This window comes from Alteromonas sp. ABD4_190 (assembly GCF_056160105.1).
The window spans coordinates 1,864,894-1,883,624 of the sequence record NZ_JBSWWN010000001.1; the positions used below are offsets into that span (position 1 = coordinate 1,864,894).

Below are 18,731 nucleotides of genomic sequence, written 5' to 3' on the forward strand. Positions count from 1 at the left end.
TGTTTAACTTTAATCTAAGTCTAGCGGCTCGGGGGAAAGAATAACACCCGTGCTATCAGCATATAGGTGGTCTTCAGGTAGAAACGTAACGCCACCAAAGTTAACGGGGACATCTACCTCACCTATGCTTTCGCACTCAGCATTCACAGGGATTGCTGCAACAGCCAACACGCCAATGTCCAGTTCAGCAAGGCTATCGACTTCCCGCACACTCCCGTAAATCACAACAGCTTCCCAATCGTTATCGATAGCAATTTGAGCAGATGATGCATCAAATAACGCACGGCGGCTTGAACCACCGCCATCTATCAGCAGCACTTTACCCGCGCCAGGCTGAGCAAGTACACGGTCAATAAGACCTCTATCTTCAAAGCATTTAATAGTGGTAATTTCACCACCGAAAGAATAACGGCCACCAAAGCTTGCGAAAATTGGATCTACTACGTCTACGCTATCAGCAAACAAGTCGCATAATTCAGATGTGTTGTATTCCATTCTTTTTGCCTTACTAAAATTGAGAAGCGTTGAAGCTCTAAGCTAGTAAAACTTAGCATAGCATTAAATCTTATGATGCAAACGGTTGATTTACCGCGTTTCGTTAAATTTTTCGCATTTGTTTAAAATGCAAGACTTTCCTCTAGCCATAGCCAACATGAGCACGTATTTTGCTTCATACATTCAGCTGAAATACTTTTGCTAAAAAATTTGTTTAATAATCATTTTCCCCGTTTGAGCAAAGGGTGCATGGCTAAAAAGAAACCACGTGAGTTGTCAAAAAAGTTTCTTTTTTCCGTCACCCACTGTTCACAGACGCACTTTAGCCTGTGCAGTAATTAATCGATAGGGGACAAGGCAATGTTAATGAAATCCTTGACCAAGTACGACACTGACTTATTTTATCGCCTCTACAAACTGACGCAAAAAAGAGACTGCCGAAGTATTGTGTGGCTATCAAAAACAGGTGACGGCTATTTATACTTCGTCATTGGCATGTTGCTTTGGGCGTTTGAGCCTGAACACGGTGAGCTTTTCCTCTATACGGCGCTGATGGCATATGCGCTGGAATTACCCATCTATGTGCTGCTTAAGAAAATGTTCAAGCGCCCGCGCCCTTGCGATTTTCTAATGAATTTAACAGCACATGTCACGCCGTCGGATAAGTTTTCACTTCCCTCAGGCCACACTGCGGCCGCAACATTAATGGCTTGTATCGTGGCGCACTATTACCCGCCATTTGCCTTACTTGCTTACAGTTGGGCGGCGCTTATCGGGCTATCACGAGTGTTATTAGGTGTACATTATCCTTCTGATGTGGTCGCAGGATCACTGCTAGGCGTAACTATCGCGACACTAAGTATTTCAATTCTGGGGTAGTATGAAATTATTGTATGGTGTGCAAGGCACCGGAAATGGGCATATTGCCCGAGCACGAATCATGGCCGCCGCACTAGCGCAGCGGGATGACATTAGTGTTGACTTTGTTTTTACCGGCCGCGCCCCTGAAAAATATTTTGATATGGAAGTGTTCGGAGGATACCGAACATATAAAGGACTTAGTTTCATTACGAAAAGCGGACGAGTAGACAAATGGTCTACGGTGAAAGAAGCCAACATTCGTCAGCTAAATAAAGATATTAAAGCATTCGATACTCGCGATTACGATTTGCTGGTTAACGACTTTGAACCGGTAACGGCGTGGGCAGCAAAAAAGCAAGGCTTACCGTCTATTTCTATCAGCCACCAAGCGGCGTTTGCTTATAATGTGCCGAAAAGCGGGAATACCATATTTGATACCGTGCTCATGAAAATGTTTGCGCCTACCGATTTACAGCTAGGCGTGCATTGGTATCATTTCAATCAGCCTATCATCCCGCCTTTCGTTGCTGAAAAGCCAATAACGTCTTCAGGTAATGGCCATGTTTTAGTTTACCTGCCGTTTGAAGATATCGAAGATATTCAACAGATGCTTGAGCCGCTAAGCGATCAAGTATTTGAGTGTTTCCATCCTAATATTGATGAAGCAAAAGAAGTGGGCCACATTCATTGGCACCCCACGTCCAAAAAGCATTTTCAAAAAGCGCTTCAGCACGCTAGTGGTGTAATTGCTAATGGCGGCTTTGAGCTATCAAGTGAAGCACTTCAGTTAGGAAAAAAACTGCTCATTAAGCCCTTACATGGCCAGTTCGAGCAGCTGTCCAACGTACTAACCCTGAATAAACTGGATTTATGCCAGACCCTTTTTCAACTCGACACCGATATTGTAGAAGAATGGCTTGAGGCGCCCGAAAACGAAGCGATAGCCTTTCCTGACAATCCAAACATACTCATCGACTGGCTCAAAAATAAAGACTTTTCTGATACCAAGAGCCTATGCGACACACTTTGGAAAAACGTTCATTACGGTGATAAAACACAAGAACGATTATTGGCTCTTGCAATTTAACACCGCAATGCGATGATAGCGGCATTTGTCGTATTCTTTGCGGGATTTTTCGTGCTTAAAAAGTCTGTTGTTTTCTTGCTAACACTCTCAGCATTGTGTGGCTGTGGGTACAAAGGGGCGCTCTACATTCCTGAGGCGCCTGCACAAAACACATCTGCTGAACCAGCGTCTTCTAAAAATGCAGAAGCTGAGGCTTCATCAAGCGCCAACACCCCATCCCCCGCAACTACTTCTGGAGAGCTGAACTAGTGGATTTTTTCGCCTACAGCCAAGGTCAGCTGCATGCTGAACAAGTGTCTGTTTCTGATATTACAGCCCAGCACGGAACGCCGGTATATATTTATTCTCGCGCTACGTTAGAGCGCCATTGGCACGCCTTTAATGATGCTATTGGTGAACACCCTCACCTTGTTTGTTACGCCGTAAAAGCGAACTCAAATATCGGTGTGTTAAGTGTTCTAGCCAAATTAGGTTCAGGCTTTGACATCGTTTCAGCAGGTGAACTGGCCCGTGTAATCGAAGCCGGTGGCGATGCTAGCAAAGTGGTATTTTCAGGCGTAGGTAAAAAACACGACGAAATTCGCTATGCGCTAGAGCAAGGCATCATGTGTTTCAACGTAGAATCAGAGCCAGAGCTTCATCGAATTAACCAGGTTGCGGGCGAGATGGGCGTGAAAGCCCCTATTTCACTGCGCATAAACCCCGATGTAGATGCCAAAACTCACCCTTATATTTCTACAGGGTTGAAAGCGAATAAATTTGGTATTGCCCGAGAACGCGCGATTGCTACCTATGAATTAGCCGCCTCCCTGCCTAACCTAAATGTGGTTGGTATGGACTGCCATATTGGCTCGCAGCTCACTGAAATTGGTCCGTTTGTAGATGCGCTAGAGCGTCTGCTTCTGCTTATTGATGAACTGGCTGAGCGCAACATTAATATTGAGCACTTAGATGTAGGTGGTGGTCTTGGCGTAACTTATAACGACGAGCAACCGCCTCATCCTAAAGCCTACGCACAAGCCATGGCTGAAAAAATGGTAGGCCGTGAAAACCTTAAGTTAATCCTTGAACCTGGTCGAGCTATTGCAGCTAACGCTGGAATCCTGGTCACCGAAGTTGAATTTATCAAAGAAGGTGAAGAGAAGAGCTTTGCGATTGTCGATGCTGCAATGAACGATTTATTGCGCCCTGCGCTTTACTCAGCGTGGCAAAATATTATTCCTGTGAAAGAAGGAAGCACGGCAACGCCTCGCACCTATGACGTTGTAGGACCTGTCTGTGAAACCGGTGACTTTATAGGTAAAGACCGAGAATTAGCCATTGAGCCTACCGACTTACTTGCAGTTCGCAGCGCCGGAGCCTATGGTTTTGTGATGGCGTCAAACTACAACAGCCGCTGCCGTCCAGCCGAGATTATGGTAGACGGAGACAAAGCAATTGTGGTTCGCGAAAGAGAAAAACAAAAAGATCTCTGGCAAGGTGAGCACAAACTTCCGTAAACTAGAGACAAACTAACAAGATAGATGCGCGTTTAATGCAGGTTCAATTTTCTAAAATGCACGGCTTGGGTAACGATTTCATGGTTATTGATAACGTTACTCAAAACGTCTTTTTCTCTAAAGAAAAAATTCAGCAATTAGCTAACCGAAACTTCGGCATTGGCTTCGACCAGCTGTTGATGGTAGAACCACCATACGACCCTGAACAAGACTTCCACTATCGCATCTTCAATGCTGACGGCTCAGAAGTAGAGCAATGCGGCAATGGCGCTCGTTGTTTTGCGCGCTTTGTTAAGCAAAAAGGCCTGATTAACCGCAATAAGATAGTGGTGAGCACCAAAGCAGGTAAGATGGTGCTTTATTTGGAGAAAGACGGCCAAGTGACCGTTAACATGGGCAAACCGGAGTTTGAGCCTGCGAATATTCCACTTACAGCCAACAAGCAAGAGAATACCTATATTCTGCGTGTGGGCGAACGCACCTTGTTTATCGGATCAGCGTCAATGGGCAACCCCCATTGCGTTATGGAAGTTGACGACGTTGATACGGCCAATGTAGCCGAAATTGGTCCGCTTGTTGAAAAGCACGAACGCTTTCCCGAAGGCGTAAACGTGGGCTTTATGCAGATAATTAACGAGTCTTATATCAAACTTCGCGTATTTGAGCGTGGTTCAGGTGAAACCTTGGCCTGCGGCAGCGGTGCATGTGCAGCAGTTGCAATTGGTCAAATACAGGGTAAATTGAGTAAAGATGTACGGGTAGACTTGCCCGGAGGCAGTTTACGTATACGCTGGCCTGGCCCAGATAACGTGTTAAAAATGACAGGACCTGCCGAACACGTATATGACGGACATATAAATTTATGAGTGAAGTATCTGGGCAATCTAACGCCACGCAATTAATTGAGCCATTTAACGACACGACGGAATTGTCGAGTGCTGATGTGCGCGCGTTCTTACTACAAAATCCTGAGTTCTTTGCCGAGCATGCCGACCTTCTCGAAAAAATTAAGCTTCCCCACGAACACAAAGGCAGTGTTTCACTTGTTGAAATTCAAAGTGACCAGTTAAGACAAAAGGTCAGACAGCTTAACTTCAAACTGAATCAGCTAGTTACCATCGCTAAGCAGAACGAAAAAATATATCGCGTTTATACCGACTTAAACGTGCAGCTACTACGCTGCGAAAGTGTTGCCGAAGTGCAGTTTACGTTGGAAGATATATTACAAGAGCGTTTGCAGTTGTCCTCTGCTGTAATAAAAAGCTTTAAAGGCCCCCACGCTATTCCTGAGCTGCAACAACGTTTGTTCACAGAGAAGCGCTTTAAGAATACCAACTTCTTTTTTGGCCGTTTGTCACAGCACGAACGTCAACTTCTTTTCGGCGAAAGCTCTGCAGAATCTGTAGCGCTAATGTTGCTTGGTGATAACCGAGAGTTAGGCATTTTGGGCATCAGCAGCAGCGATGCCAGCCACTTTACTCCAGACATGGATACCCTTTTGCTTCAGCAACTTCAGCAAGTGCTTAATATTATCTTGCCTGAAATGATGGGATATTAGGTGAAGTGTCTACGGACGCCTTAATCAGCGAACCCTGCCAGCAATGGCTAGATAAGTTTCTGCTTCATCTTCAGGTGGAGCGTGGGCTATCTCCTCACACCATCAAAAATTACCAGCGCCAGCTAACCGAAGTGGCTAAGCTCCTTGGGATTTACGAATGGTCAGGGCTCACGCCCAGTGATATTAAGCGCGTTATGGCTGATGCCAAAATGTCTGGGCACAGCGCGCGCAGTATTGCACTTAGACTGTCAGCACTTAGAACCTTCTGTCAGTACCTTATTGACCACCAGCAGCTATTCAGCAACCCTGTTGAGGGCATTCAAGCTCCTAAACAGGGAAAGCCATTACCTAAGCAGCTTAGCGTAGATGAGATGCAGCAGTTACTTAATGCGTCGCCTCAAAGCAGTGACGATGATGAAGGCATGCAGTTAAGGGATGTAGCTATGTTTGAACTGCTATATGGCTGTGGCCTACGCTTAAGCGAACTTACTGGGCTTAATTTAGCCGACTGTCTAAAAGACGGTACGGTGAAGGTCATGGGTAAAGGAAGTAAGCAACGGATACTCCCATTAGGCCGACATGCGCAAAAAGCGCTAAATGCCTGGTTAAAAGTGCGCCCTGCCTACGCATCGCCTTACGAAAGTGCGGTCTTTGTGAGTAAGCGCAAAACCCGAATATCAAACAGGCAGGTCGCCAATCGCTTGGACAAGATGGCTAAAGATCAATCGCTATCGCAGAAAGTAAGCCCCCACAAACTGCGCCATTCTTTCGCTACTCACGTATTAGAATCTAGTGGCGATTTGCGTGCGGTTCAAGAGCTGTTAGGTCACGCTAACTTATCGACAACACAAGTTTATACTCACCTCGACTTCCAGCATCTCGCCAACGTTTATGATGCGGCTCATCCGCGGGCACGCAAAAAGTAATACTAACCTAAGGTTTCACCATGCAGTTTTTCAGGTCTATTAACAAAGTCGAGGCGATGACCTTTGACCTTGACGACACCCTTTACAATAACGAACCTATTATTCGACGGGCCGAAGAAGCGCTTCAAGCGCATATTGCAAAACACCACAAGTCAGCCGCCGCGCTCTCCCCAAACGACTGGTCAGCACTAAAGCGAGCTGCCATAAAAAAGGACCCGCGCTTAGCCTCTGACATGGGGCAGCTTCGCCGTGTAGTGCTAACCGCAGCACTATCGAATACGGCTCCCGAAACGTTAAAAACAGATGTGACCAACACCGGCGAACTTAGTGATGCGGTAGAAGCTTGCTTTAACTGCTTTTACGACGCTAGAAGCGACTTTAAATTGGCTGATGAGGTACACGCAGCACTTAAAACAATTAGTAGTAAATTACCGCTTATCGGCATTACTAACGGCAATGTAAACGCAGAAAAAATAGGCATTGAAGGTTATTTTGAATCTATTCTTCACGCCAGTACAACACGGCCGATGAAACCAGCCCGCGATATGTTTGATGAAGCCGCAGCACGTTTACAAATTGCACCGAAACATATTCTTCACGTAGGCGATAACATCATAAAGGACGTCCAAGGTGCAATTAACGCTGGCTTCCAAGCTGCATGGTTTGCCTGTAACAGACCCATGACGCTAGCCAACGAACCTGTAAGCGTATTGCCTCACGTAGCACTAGACAACCTCAAAGAGTTAACCCACTTCCTATGAATAATGGGGTCATGAATAACGGGGTCAGAGTACTTTAAACTTTTACGAAGTGTAAAAGGGGAAATGTACTCTGACCCCATATTTTAGTTATCTTCTAGGACGTTTTGGCGCATGGATTCACAAGGGCTTTGACAAACCGGTCTCCCAACCACCTTTGCTGGAACGCCCACCACGGTAACGTGGGCTGGTACGCTATTTAATACAACGCTACCTGCGCCAACTTTTGAGCCTTCGCCTATTTCGATATTTCCTAGGATCTTGGCACCTGCGCCAATTAACACACCCTGGCGAATTTTAGGGTGACGGTCGCCCGACTCATTACCCGTACCGCCAAGGGTGACACTTTGAAGAATAGAAACATTATCTTCTACTACCGCTGTCTCACCCACCACAATACCAGTCGCGTGATCGAACATAACGCCCTTACCAATTCGTGCAGCAGGATGTATATCTACACCAAAACTTGCCGAGTTGCGGCTTTGCAAAAATAAGGCTAACTGGTGGCGCCCGTGAACCCAAAGGTAGTGCGCCATTCTATGCACCTGAACGGCGTGGAAACCTTTAAAGTGCAGTAAAGGAGTAAGGTAGTCGTTCACTGCGGCATCTCGCGCATTAATCGCCATTATGTCAGCAATGGCTGCCTCGCTAATGCCAGGCTCTAACAAGTAGGCTTCGTCGAACACCTCACGTATAGCAATCGCAGGCATCACGTCATCTGCCATTTTGTTTGACAGAATAAAGCTTAGCGACGATTCGAAATTATGATGAGCAAGAACACTGGCGTGCACATAGCTAGATAGCAATGGTTCGTTGTCAGCAACAATTTGCGCTTCTTGTTTGAGCGTCGACCAGAAATCGATGGGCGTAGAAAGTGCGGTCATGAGCATGTCCCGTTAGTGTGCTGTTAATTAGCTGTTTTTGTGCCAATGTATGTCGTTAAAAAGTTGGGGCCGTGTGCTTTTTTTAACTTGCCTAAAATGGCTTAACTCTTTTGCTAACACTCGCCCTGTAAGAAAGCGCAGAGGTAGCCGAATTAAGAGAGCAGAAAGTTTACCCGAGTTTGGCGTGATGCAATACCGATGTGATACCTGCCAAGCGCATAATTCGATCAATTTATCGTATTAATTCGTTATAGCTAATAACTGTATCTTTCATTTGTGTACCTTTGAGCCTTACGTCGACCACACTAGGCTCTGTCACTACTCAATTAGAACGGTTAAAGCGTCCGTTTCTTTCATTAAGAGACTCGCATAAACACAAAGCTTAACTTGGCAAATAACTGCGTTCTTATTTAACGAAAAGGGCTGAAAAACTGGACTGTATAAATTAACAGTCAGATGGCATAATAGCCCGCTGCTGAATGTACAACACTATCAACTAACAGGTACCACACTATGGATGTATCTCGACTGCTAGACGAGCTTAACGACAAACAGCGTGAAGCAGTAGCAGCCCCATTATCAAATGCCCTAGTATTAGCTGGCGCTGGTAGTGGTAAAACCCGCGTATTAGTGCATCGCATCGCGTGGTTGATGGAAGTCGAAAACATCGCCCCTTTTTCTATTTTGGCAGTGACGTTTACAAATAAAGCCGCCAAAGAGATGCGCGGCCGTATTGAGTCGTTGATGGGTCGCAGCCTACACAACATGTGGATTGGTACCTTCCACGGGCTTGCACACCGCCTATTACGCGCGCATCACGCTGAAGCTAATTTGCCTGAAAACTTTCAGATCATTGATTCTGACGATCAGTATCGACTCATTCGCCGTATTCTGAAGGCCATGAACCTGGACGAAAAGCATTGGGCCCCTCGTCAAATTCAGTGGTACATAAACGGCAATAAAGACGAAGGCCTGCGCCCTCAGCACATCGAGACTCACGGCGATCATATCCAAAAGACCATGCGTGAAGTCTATGCGGCATATCAGGACGCCTGCGACCGCTCAGGCTTGGTTGATTTTGCCGAACTATTGCTACGCGCTCATGAGTTATGGGCAAAGAATCCTGAAGTGTTGGCGCACTATCAACGCCGTTTCCGTGCTGTGTTAGTTGACGAGTTCCAAGATACCAACAATATCCAATATGCATGGCTTCGCATGCTGTGTAGCGGCGACAATAACAATATTATGATTGTTGGCGACGACGACCAGTCTATTTACGGCTGGCGAGGCGCAAACGTAGATAATATTCAGCATTTTCTAAAAGACTTTAATGAGCCTACCACTATTCGCCTTGAGCAGAATTACCGTTCTACCGGGAACATTCTAAAAGCAGCGAATACGGTTATCGACAATAATACAGGCCGTTTAGGCAAAGAGTTGTGGACGGAAGATGCGCAAGGTGAGCTGATTTCTGTTTATGCGGGCTTCAACGAGCTAGATGAAGCGCGCTTTATCGTGTCTAAAATCAAAGACTGGCTAAACCAAGGCAACGCCCTTAGCGACACTGCCATTCTTTACAGGAACAACGCCCAGTCTCGAGTACTGGAAGAAGCCTTGCTACACGAAGGGCTGGCGTATCGCATTTACGGCGGTTTGCGCTTCTTCGAACGCCAAGAAATAAAAGATGCCCTTGGCTATATGCGCATGGTAAGTCACCCTCACGATGACGCTGCCTTCGAGCGCGTGGTAAACACCCCAAGCCGCGGTATTGGTGAGAAAACTCTTTCGCAAGTGCGCGACACTGCACGCATGCATAACTGTTCTATGTGGCAAGCCAGCCAGTTGCTTATAAACGAAGGTGGGTTTAAGGGCCGTGCATTAAACGCGATGCAAAGCTTTGTATTACTAATTACAGAGCTTGAGCAAGCCACGTTAGATGAGCCGCTTGATCAGCAAGCCGACAAAGCGATTCGTCAATCTGGTCTGTACGCCATGTACCAAGCAGAACGCGGAGAAAAGGCCCAGGCTCGACTAGAAAACTTAGAAGAACTAGTCAGTGCATGTAAAACCTTTATCGTGCCCGAAGAAGCCGAAGAGATGTCGCCTTTAGCCGCGTTTTTGGCCCACGCTTCGCTTGAAGCGGGCGAAACTCAGGCGGATAAAGACCAAGATGCGGTGCAGATGATGACTATCCACACTGCCAAAGGTCTTGAGTTTCCACTGGTGTTCCTAGCCGGCGTGGAAGAAGGTATGTTCCCTAGCCAGATGACCAACGACGAACCAGGTCGAATGGAAGAAGAGCGTAGACTTTGCTATGTTGGTATGACTCGCGCTATGCAAAAGTTGTATATTACTTACGCAGAAAGTCGTCGATTATATGGTCAAGATAAGTATCATACGGCGTCGCGCTTTATTCGCGAGATGCCAGCAGATTGTGTGGAAGAAGTTAGGCTTAAATCAACAATCTCAAGACCAGTACATAACCGCTTTAGTCAAGCAACCTCGCACGCCAGTTTTGAAGAAACAGGCTTCAGTTTAGGTGAGCGCGTAGTGCACCGTAAATTCGGCGAAGGGATTGTGCTTAACTATGAAGGGAGTGGTGAGCATGGCCGCGTTCAAGTAAACTTCGACGAATTTGGTAGCAAATGGCTGGTACTTGCTTACGCAAAGCTGGAGAAAGCGTAACATCATTAATTGGCAAGGTAGCCTTACTCTAAGTTGGAATGTATGCAGCAACATGTGCTGATCATCGAAAATGGTGAAGGCAACCTTGAGCTTATAGCGAAATTAGTCCGCCGTGCGGGACTTACGCCCGTCGGCGCAACCTCGCTTACCGAAGGTAAGGCCCGTTTTTCACAAGAAATGCCTGAAACCTTCTTGTGCGCCATTGTTGCCTATGCTTTACCTGATGCGCCGAAAGGTGAAGCTATCGACTTTGCTGTCGAATCTTTTATTCCGACCATAGCGACAACGGAAAATCTAGACAATGCTATTCGCGACAAGGTTCTTGAACGGGATGTTGTCGATTACATTCCCAAAGAAAATTCACAAAACTACGATTACCTAAACCGCCTTATCAGCCGTCTAGAAAAAAACAAATCTACCGGCGTTGTAGTCGTAAGTACCAATCGTGTTATACGCTCAAAAACGGTTTCATTACTTCAGCGTCATAATTTTATTGCCTTTGAATGTTTAACAGCTACCGACGCAATGCACTGCCTTTCTGAACACAAAAATGTACGTCTGGTCATCACTGACAACACGCTGCCAGACATGACAGGCACCCATTTTGTGGCAAGCCTAAGAAAGGCCTTCTCCAAAGAACAACTTGCCATAATGGGGATAGCGGGTGGTAAAGGAATGTTGATGTCTGCGCACTTTATCAAAAGCGGCGCTAATGATTTCTTACGCGTACCGTACTGTCATGAAGAGTTCTTGTGTCGCGTGATGCAGAACGTGGAATATATTGAAAGTGTTGAAGAAATACGCCGTGTGGCGAATACCGACTATCTGACAGGTTTACCGAACCGACGTCACTTTTTCTACATGGTCACAGTGCAACACCAAATCCTTTCTGAAGACCATGCCCTTGCTCTGATTGACCTAGACTTTTTCAAATCAATCAATGACACCCATGGTCATGACGCCGGTGACGTTGTGCTAAAAGCCATGGCGGCCCTCATTGAATTTTATTTCCCTGATGAAATCATTTCCCGATTTGGAGGCGAAGAGTTTTGTATTTATATGCCTGCAACGCCGCTTAAAGAAGCATGCGAACGCTTAGACGATTTTAGAAAAGTGGTGGAAGCTGAAGTTATCCAACTTCCCAAAACGGACATAAAAGTGACTTGCAGTATTGGGGTAAGTGGCGCACACACTCAGCGTGTGGATAAGCTTTTGAGCCTAGCCGACAAACAGCTTTATGCTGCAAAAAATAGCGGGCGCAACCAGGTGAAATGCGAACCGCCCGATATACCTCAACAAGAGCAAGGGTCCTTGCTTTAGCTTTTCACTCAATCAACTCCCCCTAAGCTTTCTGACGCTTAAGTCAAAACTTGCCCGCTATGCATTACTACCACAAAAAGCAAATAGCGTTCTTAAACGAGCGCTTTAGGTAATCGCTTGATGCCCGGCTTACATCACGCTAGCTTGTGTGCAGAAGCCCTTACTCTGAGGCAAGCTTTTGCACTTTACGCTGACTGCGGTAATTAAATAGTGAGTCGGCGCTGAACAAGATAAGCGCAAACCACACAAAGCCAAAGGTCACCAAACGCGACTCTTCAAGTGGCTCGCCGTAAAGGTAAACCGCCAGTATGAACATTAGCGTTGGGCCGATGTACTGAAAGAAGCCCAGCGTTGAATACATAATCCGCCTTGCTGCGGCGGTAAAACAAAGAAGTGGCGCGGTAGTTACAATGCCAGCCGCCAGAATAAGGGCATTTAGGGTGGCGTCGTTATTAAATAAGTTGCTGTATTCAGAGCCAAAGAATACCCAGTAGACAATAGCTAATGGCGACAGCATTAAGGTTTCAATGAAAAGGCCGGGTAGCGAGTCTACTGCCACTTGCTTGCGCAATAAGCCGTAAACGCTAAAACTACCCGCAAGCACCAAGGCAATCCACGGAACGTGGCCGTAAGAGAAAACAAGAATAGCCACGCCAATAGCAGCAAGACCTACCGCCACGCGCTGTAAATTGCGCAATCTTTCTCCTAAGAAAAGTCGCCCCAAGAATACATTGATAAGGGGGTTGATGTAATAGCCTAGGCTTGCATCAAGAATATGGTCGTTATTAATTGCCCAAATAAACAAAAGCCAATTTGCCCCCAGCAGCAGCCCAGCTACGAACAAAATCTGCATAACCCGTTTGTTGCGAAAGGCTGCGCCTACTTTTGACCATTGCTTTAGCGCAGCAATAAACCCAACCAACAGCACCACAGACCAGATGACCCTGTGCATAAGGATTTCAGCCGCCGGCAATACCATTAACTGTTTGAAGTAAACAGGCGCAACACCCCACATACTGTATGCGGCAATTGCGCAAATAACGCCGACTTGCGCGGCACTCGCTTGCTTAGACAAGGCTGGCTCCAACGAGATTCAGGGTAAGAAGGCGCATATTGTTTATCAGGTTAGATGAATACACAACCCTTAACGCGTTCCAATGCGGCAAAGCGCATGTAATACCAGCCCGCATAAATAATTACCCACTCAGCGAGAAATAAAATGTTCGTAATCGCGGCGTGTTACCGCAGGTATAGTGGTTCTACATCAAGGTGACACTACCAAAGAAAAAGCCCCACCAAATGTATTCATTCAGTCGGGCTTTATATGTGTAAGGCACTTTTAAGCTGAACGAGGCCTTCAGCCGGAGCAATATTTCAGAAGAAGCCGTCTCAGAGAAGAAAGAGTGTCCCTAAACCTAAGAATGCCACAAAGCCTACGATGTCAGTGACGGTAGTCAGAATGACCGACCCCGACAGTGCGGGGTCTATTTTTAGTTTATCTAAGATGACAGGCACAAATACGCCCGCTAAGGCAGCGGCGACAATATTGAATAATATGGCCAAACAAATAACCAAACCTAACATGGCATCGGTAAACCAGAAGTAAGCAACCACGCCGATAACCAAGGCCCAAATAACGCCATTAACGCCACCGACCTTTAGCTCTTTCACCATGAGCGCCCGTAAGTTAGCCGGCGTGACCTGCCCCAGCGCAAGCCCTCGTACAATAAGAGTTAGCGTTTGACTACCTGCAATACCGCCCATGCTCGCCACCACTGGCATAAGTACCGCAAGGGCAACCACTTGTTGCAGCGTGCCTTCGAACAATCCAATAAACCACGAAGCTAAAAATGCGGTAAGCAAGTTAATGCCAAGCCAAAGGGCCCGGTTTTTCGCACTTTTCGCTACAGGCGAGAATAAATCTTCATCCTCGTCCATACCGGCCGAAGCCATTACTTGGCGCTCGTAAAACTCGTTTACCAGTTCACTTGCCGAAGTCACATCTAATCGACCAAGTAATTTGTTGTTCTCATCAACTACCGGCAACGATGCTAGCCCAGAACGTTGAACAAGTAGCGACGCATTCATGGTGTCGTCAGCCCCTTGGATCGTCGTTACGTTTTCTTCCGACAAATCGAATAGCGACACGTGATCTTGCGCATTGAAAAGGTGGCTAATTTTAACCAGCGCTGAAAATTGACCTGAGCGATTCACCAAAAAAATACTGTCACAGTGCTGAGGTATATCCCGCCTTAACAAGCGCTGCCCTTCGCGTACTTTCGCGTTCGACGGCAGCACTAACTGCTCGTGGTTAACCCAGTGCCCTATTTGGTTATCAGGGAATTGTGTGGCTTCTCTGAAGTACTTTCGTTCTTTAGAATCAAGCGATTCATAGGCCATATCGACGAGGCGTTTTGGCAAAGAGTCGAGTAGCTCTAACAGGTCTTCTGCATCAATATCAGCAAAAATAGACGCCCATTCGTCGTGCGGCGTATTGTCGATTAGAATTTCACGAGGGTCGCTACGCATCTCAACAAGTACGTCGAGCTTGCGGTCGCGAGGAATGCCTTCCCATACCACCAAACGTTTTTCTACAGGCAGTGATTCTAAAAGAGATGCAATGTATACCTCGTCTTGTCCGGCTAAAGCCGCCAACAAGGTCGCCGGATCGTCACCCATACTTTCGGTAACAATCTCTTCAATTAAATCTGGTAATGGCTCTGCCATGCTACACCTCCCGTTAATACCGCTCACTTCCTTTACACAACGTAACAACAGGCATTGTGGAATGATGCAAACCTATTTAGACATTGCTATCCCAGCATATACGTACCCGTGCCAAAGGCTATATGATCGCCTTTTTCGTTGTGTAATTCCATTCTGCAAACCACTAATTTACTGCCCTTGCGTATAATCACCGCTGTTGCAATAAAACGCTTGCCTCGTCCTGGCCTTAAGTAGTCAACACGCATATCAACCGTACCCATGGTGGGCAATCTTATCTGCAGGTCTTCAAGTTGCTCTTCTGTGGTTTGCTTAATGGTTTCTATAATTGAAACTAAACCACCGATGGTGTCTAGCATAGTCGCTGTTACGCCACCGTGTAGAATTTTTTGCATTGGATTGCCGGTAAGCGTGGGCTGCCAATTAAGATGCAACGAAATCTGCGTTTCCAGACCAGTACCCTGTGTGACAAACTCCAAACCAAGCAGCTGGTTAAACGGCATATTATCACGAAAAAGCGCAATGACATGATCGATCATAGTTTGATGGTCTAGCATTTTATTTACCGTAGGTTTTTCATTATTAGGCATTGTGTAATCCACTTACTGTCACAGTGTCGATAACATTACTACTGAACATAACAAGCAAGGAAATTCATCCAGCCAATAATACCTCATTAGAATGGATTATTTGGCTCAACGCCGTCGCTAATTCATCGCCTTCCCGTCACACAATGTGCGCAAAAAATGCACGAACACATCTAATTAAACTTTATTAGGCAAGTCATCGCTGCATTTTAGTCTAGTTTTTTGAATTGCCCCGTGAAGCCGAGCCTAAAAACGCGTAAAATCCAGCGTCATGACAACTGCAATAGCTCCAACAGAATCAGCGCCAGAAACGCAACGTATAAAAACACCAGAAACTGTCTTAAAAGATGTATTTGGTTACGATGCGTTTCGCGACGGTCAAGGCGAAGTCATTCACCAAGTATGTGAAGGTAAAGACGCACTCGTTTTGCTTCCAACAGGTGGTGGTAAGTCGCTGTGCTACCAAATTCCTGCATTAGTACGCCCCGGCACTGCTATTGTTGTTTCACCGCTTATTTCTTTAATGCAAGATCAGGTAGAGCAGCTAAAAGCATTGGGTGTGAACGCTGCCTATCTCAATTCAACGCTAGAAGCAGACGAACAAGCGCACATAAATGACGCACTGCAAGCTGGAAAGCTCGACTTGCTGTACGTGTCACCTGAGCGTTTAATGCAGTACTATTTCCAGCAATCGCTAGCCCACGCCGACATAGCCTTGTTTGCCATTGATGAAGCCCACTGCGTTTCCCATTGGGGGCACGATTTTAGGCAGGATTATCGCGCTTTGGGTCAAATAAAGTCTCGTTTTCCCACTATTCCTGTCATCGGCCTAACGGCTACGGCAGATTCAGCCACCCAAGCAGACATATTGACGCAGCTAAACCTTAACAACCCGCTGGTTTATAAAGGCAGCTTCGACAGGCCCAACATTCGTTACCGCGTAATGAGCAAGTACAAAGCTTTCGACCAAGTTGTTGCTTACGTAAAGCAGCAAGAGGGCAGCGGCATTATTTACTGCAACAGTCGTGCGAAAGTCGATGACCTGCACGCTAAATTATTTAGGCAAGGCTTTCGTTGCGCGGCATATCACGCAGGTATGGATAACGACGAGCGAGAGCTAGTGCAGCGCCAGTTCCTTAACGACAAAATTGATATTGTGGTGGCCACCGTTGCCTTTGGCATGGGTATTAACAAATCGAACGTGCGTTACGTGGTTCACCACGACGTTCCGCGTAGTGTTGAAAGCTATTATCAGGAAACCGGTCGAGCGGGGCGAGACGGTCTGGAGTCTGAAGCTTTACTATTGTTTGATGAAAAAGACGCGGCCCGTGTAAAACAGTGGATAGAGCAAGGCGAAATAGCTGAGCGCAACCAAATAGAGCTGCAAAAGTTCGCGGCCATGGAAGCCTTTTCAGAAGCACAGACCTGCCGCAGGCAAGTACTGCTGAACTATTTTTCGCAATTTAGCGACAGCGCCTGTGGCAACTGTGATATCTGCTTAGACCCGCCTAAAATGATTGACGGTTTAGTCATTGCACAAAAAGTACTGTCGTGCGTGTTTAGGCTCTCTCAGCAAGCCTCTAGCCAGTACGTCATTGATGTGTTGCGAGGCAAGCAACTTAGGCGCCTTCAGGAATCAGGTCACCACCAGCTTTCCACGTACGGCATAGGTAAAGATAAATCGGATAGCTACTGGCACAACATTATCAACCAGCTTGTTCATAAAGGCCTTATACGCGTTGATATTACCGCCCATGCCGCATTGCGCTTAACCGAGGCCGCTCGGCCTGTGCTAAAAGGTGAAGTGGCGGTTCAGCTTGCCGTTCCGCGACTTGAATTTAAGCCCGACAAGAAAAAAGCAAAACAAGCGCCTGCTAACTACGACCGAACGTTGTTCACCCGTCTTAAGCACCTACGCAAAGTGTTGGCCGAAGAAAATGAAGTGCCGCCGTATGTGGTATTTAGTGACGCCACTTTGGTTGATATGGCGTGTAAGCTACCTACTACACGCAACACGTTATTAGAGGTAAGCGGTGTGGGCCAAACCAAGCTGGAGCGCTATGGAGAAGCCTTTATCCAGCTTATTGACGACTATATCAATCGCGACCATTAAAAGCTTCAGGGCCAACTAGGTCTTTATTTCCCAGTCGGCCGCAGGGTTTGCACAGAGTAAAGGGGCGCGCCTTGCGGATGAACACATTAAGCGTAAGCGTACTCACCACCTTTTTCTAACGCTGCTTTGTAAGCTTCTCTGGCATGAACGCGCTTTACGTAACCTTGAATAGCGGTAAATTCTTTAGCGCGGCCGCTGGCCACCAGCGATTCTAGAGGAAATATCATTTGAACATCAGCGCCACTAGGCGCGTCACCCGCAAACCAGGTATTTTTTGATAAGTAAGATTCCACATAGCGTAAGCTCTGCGCTAAATTAGGGCCATAATAGGCATTTAAAATACCGTCTATCAGTTTGTTAGTAATTGGCTTAATAAAAAAAGGCTTCGAACCTTTTTGACGTGCTTTCTCCAGCACTAAGTTTGCCACTAGTGGCGGCATTAGTGAGCCTTCGGCGAAATGCAGCCAAAACCAATATTGTTGAAGTGCTTCGGGGTCTTGGGGCACAGCAAATGCGTCGGTAGCGTGATGACGAACTAAATATTCCACAATAGCGCCAGATTCTGCAATTGCACCGTTCGGCGTAGTAAGCACTGGAGAGCGCCCCAATGGATGAACAGCCCGCAGCGAGTCAGGCGCCAGGTTCGTAGTGCTGTCTCGTTGATAAAATTCTATTTTGTACTCTACGCCTAGCTCTTCAAGAAGCCACAAAATTCGCTGCGAGCGAGAGTTATTTAAATGGTGAAGTGTTAGCATACTCCGTCCTTAATACGCTTAAATTAACGCTATTGTTTTTGTGTTGTACTATATACACTTTTTAAAGCAAGCGGGTTTACTACTGCCAATAAATTGATAACTTCTATGAAAAACCTCACCAAAGAAGACATGCTACAACATACCCTTGTTAACGAAGGCAGCCTAGAAATTCGCACTGCGCTACCCGCTACCCCTCTTAAAACTCAACAGTGGGTGGAACAGTTTTGTGCTTTTTTTAACTTCAAACTTTTAGAGACAGATTGGGGGGCTGACCGGTTTCAGGCCATCATAACCGCAAGTGCAAGCGAAACAGATTTACAGTGTATGCTTTGTATAGAATGGCTCTGTGAAGCTATATGGCTGGAACCTATAGGTGTGCAGCAATCGCCATCAGCAATTTTTAACTACCTTTTGCAAACATAACACTTGAGTTATCACTGTACGTTGGGTTTGGCTTTTCGTTACAACTAGTATTATTC

General features: G+C 46.4%; 18 protein-coding genes. 12 read left to right on the top strand and 6 right to left on the bottom strand.

From position 1 onward, the window contains the following. Positions 1 to 9: 9 nt before the first annotated feature. Positions 10 to 495 carry a ribonuclease E activity regulator RraA gene (rraA, locus tag ACXAFM_RS08220; protein WP_474828524.1) on the bottom strand — a complete coding sequence of 162 codons (486 nt, stop codon included), beginning with the start codon at positions 493 to 495 and terminating at the stop codon, positions 10 to 12. Positions 496 to 861: 366 nt separating this feature from the next. On the opposite strand from rraA, the gene ACXAFM_RS08225 reads away from it, so the two are divergent. From ACXAFM_RS08225 to ACXAFM_RS08260, 8 genes are read left to right on the top strand one after another with little or no spacing between them, the layout of a single operon-like run. Next, the gene (locus tag ACXAFM_RS08225; protein ID WP_167483156.1) at positions 862 to 1,374 is read left to right on the top strand and encodes a phosphatase PAP2 family protein; all 513 of its coding nucleotides are present in this window, start codon (positions 862 to 864) and stop codon (positions 1,372 to 1,374) included. A 1-nt stretch (position 1,375) separates the two neighbouring features. Next, complete coding sequence (locus ACXAFM_RS08230) at positions 1,376 to 2,443, top strand: MJ1255/VC2487 family glycosyltransferase (RefSeq protein ID WP_474828527.1); 1,068 nt, start codon at positions 1,376 to 1,378, stop codon at positions 2,441 to 2,443. Positions 2,444 to 2,494: 51 nt separating this feature from the next. Continuing rightward, on the top strand, positions 2,495 to 2,692 hold the full coding sequence (lptM, locus tag ACXAFM_RS08235; protein ID WP_474828529.1) for an LPS translocon maturation chaperone LptM: 198 nt from the start codon (positions 2,495 to 2,497) through the stop codon (positions 2,690 to 2,692). Continuing rightward, positions 2,692 to 3,942, top strand: a complete 1,251-nt coding sequence (lysA, locus tag ACXAFM_RS08240) for a diaminopimelate decarboxylase (protein ID WP_474828531.1) — start codon at positions 2,692 to 2,694, stop codon at positions 3,940 to 3,942. The genes lptM and lysA overlap by 1 nt, the downstream gene beginning before the upstream one ends. 35 nt (positions 3,943 to 3,977) lie before the next feature. After that, a complete protein-coding gene (gene dapF, locus ACXAFM_RS08245; RefSeq protein WP_474828533.1) occupies positions 3,978 to 4,808 on the top strand; it encodes a diaminopimelate epimerase in 831 nt (276 codons plus the stop codon). Further along, the gene (locus ACXAFM_RS08250; protein ID WP_474828535.1) at positions 4,805 to 5,500 is read left to right on the top strand and encodes a DUF484 family protein; all 696 of its coding nucleotides are present in this window, start codon (positions 4,805 to 4,807) and stop codon (positions 5,498 to 5,500) included. The genes dapF and ACXAFM_RS08250 overlap by 4 nt, the downstream gene beginning before the upstream one ends. Before the next feature lie 5 nt (positions 5,501 to 5,505). Further along, positions 5,506 to 6,426: a tyrosine recombinase XerC gene (gene xerC / locus ACXAFM_RS08255; protein WP_474828537.1), complete on the top strand. Its 921-nt coding sequence runs from the start codon at positions 5,506 to 5,508 to the stop codon at positions 6,424 to 6,426. A 20-nt stretch (positions 6,427 to 6,446) separates the two neighbouring features. Next, the gene (locus ACXAFM_RS08260) at positions 6,447 to 7,187 is read left to right on the top strand and encodes an HAD-IA family hydrolase (protein ID WP_474828539.1); all 741 of its coding nucleotides are present in this window, start codon (positions 6,447 to 6,449) and stop codon (positions 7,185 to 7,187) included. 83 nt (positions 7,188 to 7,270) lie between these two features. On the opposite strand, the gene cysE is transcribed toward ACXAFM_RS08260, so the two are convergent. Continuing rightward, positions 7,271 to 8,068, bottom strand: a complete 798-nt coding sequence (gene cysE, locus ACXAFM_RS08265) for a serine O-acetyltransferase (protein ID WP_474828541.1) — start codon at positions 8,066 to 8,068, stop codon at positions 7,271 to 7,273. Positions 8,069 to 8,581: 513 nt separating this feature from the next. Between cysE and uvrD the strand changes: the two genes are divergently transcribed. Both uvrD and ACXAFM_RS08275 read left to right on the top strand, forming a co-directional pair. After that, complete coding sequence (gene uvrD, locus ACXAFM_RS08270; protein WP_118490711.1) at positions 8,582 to 10,753, top strand: DNA helicase II; 2,172 nt, start codon at positions 8,582 to 8,584, stop codon at positions 10,751 to 10,753. 42 nt (positions 10,754 to 10,795) lie between these two features. Beyond that, positions 10,796 to 12,073 (top strand): GGDEF domain-containing response regulator, encoded by a 1,278-nt coding sequence (locus ACXAFM_RS08275; RefSeq protein WP_474828544.1) that lies wholly within the window; start codon positions 10,796 to 10,798, stop codon positions 12,071 to 12,073. A gap of 160 nt (positions 12,074 to 12,233) precedes the next feature. On the opposite strand, the gene rarD is transcribed toward ACXAFM_RS08275, so the two are convergent. The 3 genes from rarD to ACXAFM_RS08290 all read right to left on the bottom strand — a co-directional run bounded on the left by rarD (position 12,234) and on the right by ACXAFM_RS08290 (position 15,387). Further along, on the bottom strand, positions 12,234 to 13,148 hold the full coding sequence (gene rarD / locus ACXAFM_RS08280; RefSeq protein WP_474828546.1) for an EamA family transporter RarD: 915 nt from the start codon (positions 13,146 to 13,148) through the stop codon (positions 12,234 to 12,236). 314 nt (positions 13,149 to 13,462) lie between these two features. Next, positions 13,463 to 14,800 carry a magnesium transporter gene (locus tag ACXAFM_RS08285; RefSeq protein WP_474828548.1) on the bottom strand — a complete coding sequence of 446 codons (1,338 nt, stop codon included), beginning with the start codon at positions 14,798 to 14,800 and terminating at the stop codon, positions 13,463 to 13,465. An 86-nt stretch (positions 14,801 to 14,886) separates the two neighbouring features. After that, a complete protein-coding gene (locus ACXAFM_RS08290) occupies positions 14,887 to 15,387 on the bottom strand; it encodes a thioesterase family protein (protein ID WP_474828550.1) in 501 nt (166 codons plus the stop codon). Between the two features lie 268 nt (positions 15,388 to 15,655). Between ACXAFM_RS08290 and recQ the strand changes: the two genes are divergently transcribed. Then, positions 15,656 to 17,497 carry a DNA helicase RecQ gene (gene recQ, locus ACXAFM_RS08295; RefSeq protein WP_474828552.1) on the top strand — a complete coding sequence of 614 codons (1,842 nt, stop codon included), beginning with the start codon at positions 15,656 to 15,658 and terminating at the stop codon, positions 17,495 to 17,497. An 86-nt stretch (positions 17,498 to 17,583) separates the two neighbouring features. On the opposite strand, the gene ACXAFM_RS08300 is transcribed toward recQ, so the two are convergent. After that, complete coding sequence (locus ACXAFM_RS08300) at positions 17,584 to 18,252, bottom strand: glutathione S-transferase (protein WP_474828554.1); 669 nt, start codon at positions 18,250 to 18,252, stop codon at positions 17,584 to 17,586. A 105-nt stretch (positions 18,253 to 18,357) separates the two neighbouring features. Between ACXAFM_RS08300 and ACXAFM_RS08305 the strand changes: the two genes are divergently transcribed. After that, the gene (locus ACXAFM_RS08305; protein ID WP_474828556.1) at positions 18,358 to 18,675 is read left to right on the top strand and encodes a hypothetical protein; all 318 of its coding nucleotides are present in this window, start codon (positions 18,358 to 18,360) and stop codon (positions 18,673 to 18,675) included. Positions 18,676 to 18,731: the final 56 nt, after the last annotated feature.

Bases quoted from the DNA above. Each gene is read 5' to 3' on its own strand.
- rraA (WP_474828524.1), bottom strand. From the start codon at position 495: ATGGAATACAACACATCTGAATTATGCGACTTGTTTGCTGATAGCGTA.
- ACXAFM_RS08225 (WP_167483156.1), top strand. From the start codon at position 862: ATGAAATCCTTGACCAAGTACGACACTGACTTATTTTATCGCCTCTAC.
- ACXAFM_RS08230 (WP_474828527.1), top strand. From the start codon at position 1,376: ATGAAATTATTGTATGGTGTGCAAGGCACCGGAAATGGGCATATTGCC.
- dapF (WP_474828533.1), top strand. From the start codon at position 3,978: ATGCAGGTTCAATTTTCTAAAATGCACGGCTTGGGTAACGATTTCATG.
- ACXAFM_RS08250 (WP_474828535.1), top strand. From the start codon at position 4,805: ATGAGTGAAGTATCTGGGCAATCTAACGCCACGCAATTAATTGAGCCA.
- ACXAFM_RS08260 (WP_474828539.1), top strand. From the start codon at position 6,447: ATGCAGTTTTTCAGGTCTATTAACAAAGTCGAGGCGATGACCTTTGAC.
- cysE (WP_474828541.1), bottom strand. From the start codon at position 8,068: ATGACCGCACTTTCTACGCCCATCGATTTCTGGTCGACGCTCAAACAA.
- uvrD (WP_118490711.1), top strand. From the start codon at position 8,582: ATGGATGTATCTCGACTGCTAGACGAGCTTAACGACAAACAGCGTGAA.
- ACXAFM_RS08275 (WP_474828544.1), top strand. From the start codon at position 10,796: ATGCAGCAACATGTGCTGATCATCGAAAATGGTGAAGGCAACCTTGAG.
- ACXAFM_RS08285 (WP_474828548.1), bottom strand. From the start codon at position 14,800: ATGGCAGAGCCATTACCAGATTTAATTGAAGAGATTGTTACCGAAAGT.
- ACXAFM_RS08290 (WP_474828550.1), bottom strand. From the start codon at position 15,387: ATGCCTAATAATGAAAAACCTACGGTAAATAAAATGCTAGACCATCAA.
- recQ (WP_474828552.1), top strand. From the start codon at position 15,656: ATGACAACTGCAATAGCTCCAACAGAATCAGCGCCAGAAACGCAACGT.
- ACXAFM_RS08300 (WP_474828554.1), bottom strand. From the start codon at position 18,252: ATGCTAACACTTCACCATTTAAATAACTCTCGCTCGCAGCGAATTTTG.
- ACXAFM_RS08305 (WP_474828556.1), top strand. From the start codon at position 18,358: ATGAAAAACCTCACCAAAGAAGACATGCTACAACATACCCTTGTTAAC.